The organism is Bradyrhizobium sp. PRIMUS42 (assembly GCF_023006515.1).
GTDB lineage: Bacteria > Pseudomonadota > Alphaproteobacteria > Rhizobiales > Xanthobacteraceae > Bradyrhizobium.
In genome coordinates this window covers 1-4,065 of sequence record NZ_JALBGZ010000571.1, presented here as the reverse complement: position 1 = coordinate 4,065, position 4,065 = coordinate 1, and the positions used below count along the sequence as shown (strand labels likewise).

Below are 4,065 nucleotides of genomic sequence, written 5' to 3'. Positions count from 1 at the left end.
GGTCGTGCCGCGGATCGTGATGGCTCACGAGGTTCGCCCGCCCTGCCATCCCGTCACGCGCCGGCGCCCGCGGGTCACGCGCCTAAAGCGGACGAGTGAGGCGGGTGCCCGTCAGGCCGTCTTGATGTAGTCGCGCAGGGCTTCCTGCTCGGACTCGTATTCCTGCACCCGGCGCTTGACGATGTCGCCGATCGAGATCAGCCCGACCACCTTGCCGTTGTCGATCACGGGCAGATGGCGGAACTTGCCGGTGGTCATCGTCTCCATCAGTTCGGCGACCGTGTCGGTCTCCTTGCAGGTCACGACCTTGCGGGTCATGACCTGAGCGACCGGCTCCTCCAGCACGCCGGCGCCGCGCTCGCCGAGCACGCGGACGATGTCGCGCTCCGACAGGATGCCTTCGAGCCGGCTCTGGTTCATCACCAGCACCGCGCCGATCTTCTTGTCGGCCAGCAGCTTGACCGCGGCAGCCAGCTTCGCGTCGGGCTCGACGCTCATGATCTGGTGGCCCTTGGTATTGAGAATGGAACGTACCGTCATTGTCGCCTCCCTGAATCGGATCCGTCCGCCTTCGGGCGGGTCCGGACTTGTTCGTCGAGTCTTCAACTAACAGTTTCAGCGCCGGTTTCACGCTCGTGCGCTTTACGAAGCGCGGCCTCTATAGGCTTGTCGCTTCGGAACATTCTTCACGCAAATGATGGATGAATTCGGGCCGGGCCGCAAGCGCCGCTTCAAATACGGTCTGAAACGTCCTGTGATGACGCATCCGCAGCATCGCTTCGCACGCGCGGCACGGGATCGAACAGGGTGAACAGCAACAGGCCGGCAAAGAAGCCGCCGATATGCGCCTGCCAGGCGACGCTCGTAGTCTCGGAATCCACCCCAATCGCGCCGACGCCGAAGATGATGTTGACGCCGAACCACACCGCCAGGAAGCCGACCACCCGTCCGTCGCGCAGCGCGCGCGACAGCGGCAGTGCCGGAACCTTCGCAGCGGTATCGGCGTCCGAACGGTTGAACGACAGGAAGCTGCCGCGGACGAAGGCGAAGCGGATTGCAGCTGCCATTGCGCCGGACACCGAGGCCGAGGCGCCGATCATCGGCGCCACCGCGTGCTCATGGGTGACGAGATGGGCGAGCGCGCCGGCCGCCGCCGTCACCGCGAGAAACAGGAAGAACCTGATCGCGCCAAAGCGCCGCGCCAGCGCGCTGCCGAACGGCAGCAGCCACAGCACGTTGAAGCCGAGATGGGTCAGATTGGCGTGCAGCAGCGAATAGGTGACGAAGGTCCAGACCTTGGCGCCGGTGCCGCCGGGAATCTCCAGATTGAGCAGCGAAGAATCGTAGCGCTTCGGGATGAAGCCGAAGACGTCGATGGTCCAGTTCTCGATCTCCGGCGGCAGCAGCACCCGCAGATGGATCACAGCCAGGAGGACGATATAGGCGGTCAGCGCCGTGGGCAGCGTCAGGACCGGCTCGCGCGGAGCCTCCTCGATGACCGCCGGCACCTCCGCTTGAGGATTTTGCCGAGGTCCTTGCGGCGGAAAATCTTGAGAGGAATCCAAGGCAGCTTCGCTTTCAGCGCGACCGGGGCAACAGGCTTGCAGATAGTCGCCTTTGCCAGCCTTGCGCAAGTGCACAAAACGAAAAGGGAGCGGGATGTTTCGTTTGGTCCGGATAGGGAGCCAGGCCCCGGCTCTGCGGCGCATCATGATTGGACGATGCTTCGCATCGCCAAGGAAGTGCTGCGCCGCGTGCGGGGCACGAGAGCCGGCCGACAAGGTCTCCTGTCCCGGACAAGGCGCGGCACGAAGTGACGCGTCGCAGAGCCGGGACCCAGACGTGCCAGATACTTGCTGCTGCGTGGGCCCCCGGCTCTGCAGCGCATCACGATTGGACGATGCTCCGCATCGTCAAGGAAGTGCTGCGTTGCGTCCGGGGCACGAGAGCTTGTGCCTGAAAAAGGAAAAGGCAGGGCCCTGGGAAAGCCCTGCCTGTCCGTGTCGGCCTTTCCGGTACCGGAGGAATGAAGGTGTATCCCCACCCCTCCCCGCGGCCCGTGACCAAACTGTTTGACGCCCTGTGTACAGGCCCCGCCGAGAACCTGGATGAAAGCGGCGAGGCTTGCGACTGCGGCCACCATAGCAGCGGGGCGCGAGGTGCAAAGCGCATAGTTAACTTAACGTTAACGACGCAAAGACGGCCTTAAGGGAGGTAAAAACGCGCCTGCGGCATGGACGCTGCAAATCCCCTCCTGCACAACAACACAAGGGATCGCGGGTGCACTGAAGTGGGACAGGTCTGTCCCTTCGAGGTTGCACCCCGGGGTAAGCGTTCAGACATGAAACATCCGTCGAGCCGCGCGTTCTTCGCGTATTGGGACCAGAAGCGCGGCACTGCACGGGCCCCCGACAGGGCCGACATCGATCCGGCCGCGGTGCGCGGCCTGCTCGGCGACATCTTCGTGCTGTCCTGCGAGCCGAACCTCGGCTTCCCGTTCCGCGTCGCCGGCACGCGGGTCTGCGCGCTGGCGGGGTGTGACCTCAAGGACCAGAGCTTTGCGGCGCTGTTCGATGATGCAAGCCGCAGCGAGGTCGAGGAGATCACGACCATCGTCGCCGACGAAGCGTTAGGCGCGATCGCCGGCGTCACGGCCGCGCGCGAGGACGGCAGCAAGGCCTATCTCGAGCTGTTGCTGCTGCCGTTCAACGCCCGCCCGCATACGCCGGTGAGCGTGACGGGCGTGCTCGCGCCGTTCGACGATGAGTGCGGCGCGCTTTCAGCCTTCACCCTCACCTCCTGGCGCTATTTGCACCAGCCGGAGAAGCTCTTGCCGCGCGCGATCCGCAAATTGCAGATCGCACGCGGGCTGATGGTGTATGAGGGGCTGAGATAATCTCCGCCGCCCGCGCGCAGCATCGCGCGAGACGAGTTCGCCGCGTGACACATCAACGCGCGCGAATGACCGTTTTTGCCGGATCTGCGTCATTCCTGATGTCGTTGCCAAGCGTTAGCTTCCGCCTCGCGTGAAGCAACGAGGATCGGGTGACATCATCATGGTATGGCGCATTCTGGCGTTATGCGGCGTCGGCTGCGTGGCATTGCTGGCGGCGATCGGCGGAACCTGGTTGTTCCTGCTGCCGGGATCGCCGGCTCGGGGAACCGCCCCTGCGATCTCCAAAGACGAGACCGCGGCGAGCCTTGCGGCGCTGAAGCCGCCAAAACGCAAGCGTCCCCTGATCGCCATCGTCGGCATCAACGACATGAGCGAGACCACCGATTATCTCATGCCATACGGCATCCTCGCGCGCGCCGATGTCGCCGACGTCCTCACATTGGCGACGCAGCCTGGACCCGTCGCACTCTATCCCGCGCTGAAAGTGCAGCCGCACGCGACCATCGCCGAGTTCGATGCCGAGCATCCCGACGGCGCCGATTACGTCATCGTGCCAGCGATGAGCCGAGAGGACGATGAGCTGGCCTTGCAGTGGATCAAGAGCCAGGCCGGCAAGGGCGCGATCGTCATCGGCGTCTGCGTCGGCGCCAAGGTCGTTGCCAACACCGGGCTGCTCGACGGCCGGCAGGCCACCACGCACTGGTATTCCGTGCGCGATCTGCAAAAGCATGCCGCGATCCGCTATGTCGCGGACCGCAGGCTGGTGGTCGACCGTAGCGTCGCGACAACGACCGGCATCACCGCGTCCATGCCGATGGCCCTGACCCTGGTCGAGGCCATCGCCGGCCGCGCCAAGGCGGAGGCGGTTGCCCGCGAGATCGGTCTTGCGCAGTGGGATGCGCGCCATCGCAGCGAGGCGTTCCAGTTCACACGCCCCTTCGCGCTGACGGCGATCGCCAACACGCTCGCATTCTGGAACCGCGAGCAACTCGGAATCGCGCTGACGCCTGGCATCGACGAGGTGTCGCTCGCGCTTGTAGCCGATGCGTGGTCGCGCACCTATCGCTCGCGAGCCCTCACCTTCGCGGCCACGGCAGAGGCGCAGACGAGCCGCAGCGGTCTTCGCATCCTGCCGGACAAGGTCGCAGCCGATTGGCCGGCCAAGCAGA

4 protein-coding genes are annotated in these 4,065 nt (G+C 65.0%); 2 read left to right on the top strand and 2 right to left on the bottom strand.

The window, feature by feature from the left end; genetic code table 11:
- Positions 1-111 precede the first annotated feature (111 nt).
- A complete protein-coding gene (locus tag MOV75_RS29495) occupies positions 112-540 on the bottom strand; it encodes a CBS domain-containing protein (protein ID WP_246931150.1) in 429 nt (142 codons plus the stop codon).
- A 191-nt stretch (positions 541-731) separates the two neighbouring features.
- Positions 732-1,508 carry a rhomboid family intramembrane serine protease gene (locus MOV75_RS29490; RefSeq protein WP_246931151.1) on the bottom strand — a complete coding sequence of 259 codons (777 nt, stop codon included), beginning with the start codon at positions 1,506-1,508 and terminating at the stop codon, positions 732-734.
- An 833-nt stretch (positions 1,509-2,341) separates the two neighbouring features.
- Here MOV75_RS29490 and MOV75_RS29485 point away from each other — a divergent pair.
- Together MOV75_RS29485 and MOV75_RS29480 are read left to right on the top strand one after the other, a co-directional pair.
- The gene (locus MOV75_RS29485) at positions 2,342-2,896 is read left to right on the top strand and encodes a PAS domain-containing protein (protein ID WP_246931153.1); all 555 of its coding nucleotides are present in this window, start codon (positions 2,342-2,344) and stop codon (positions 2,894-2,896) included.
- Positions 2,897-3,056: 160 nt separating this feature from the next.
- Positions 3,057-4,065 (top strand): DJ-1/PfpI family protein (locus tag MOV75_RS29480; protein WP_247007078.1); only part of this gene is annotated, 1,009 nt, incomplete at its 3' end.

Coding starts and splice junctions, on each gene's coding strand:
- MOV75_RS29495 (WP_246931150.1), bottom strand. CDS start 540: ATGACGGTACGTTCCATTCTCAATACCAAGGGCCACCAGATCATGAGC.
- MOV75_RS29485 (WP_246931153.1), top strand. CDS start 2,342: ATGAAACATCCGTCGAGCCGCGCGTTCTTCGCGTATTGGGACCAGAAG.